Origin of the sequence: Pseudomonas sp. HMSC063H08, assembly GCF_001813645.1 — a bacterium.
Classification (GTDB): Bacteria; Pseudomonadota; Gammaproteobacteria; order Pseudomonadales; family Pseudomonadaceae; genus Pseudomonas; species Pseudomonas aeruginosa.
On record NZ_KV813478.1, the window covers coordinates 1 to 233 of the forward strand.

1 pseudogene is annotated in these 233 nt (G+C 63.5%); it reads left to right on the top strand.

The features are described 5' to 3' along the window. Positions 1–21: 21 nt before the first annotated feature. Positions 22–233 (top strand): annotated as a pseudogene (locus HMPREF2924_RS20140) (PilN family type IVB pilus formation outer membrane protein); the annotation flags it as partial.

Genomic DNA, 233 nt, shown 5'->3' on the forward strand with positions numbered 1-233 from the left:
TCGACCGTCCGCTCCCCGTCCGTGACCACGCTCAACCTTCAGTCGGCGCCGATCCAGATCGGCCGCTACGACAGCTACCTGGCCTCCAGCCAGATCTCCAACGTCGCCCAGGTCGGCAGTACCACCTCGCTGATCCCGGGCGCCGTGACCAGCGGCTACAACATGAGCCTGCTGCCGTTCGTGATGGAAAGCGGCGAGATGCTGCTGAAGATCAACATCAACATGACCTCCCG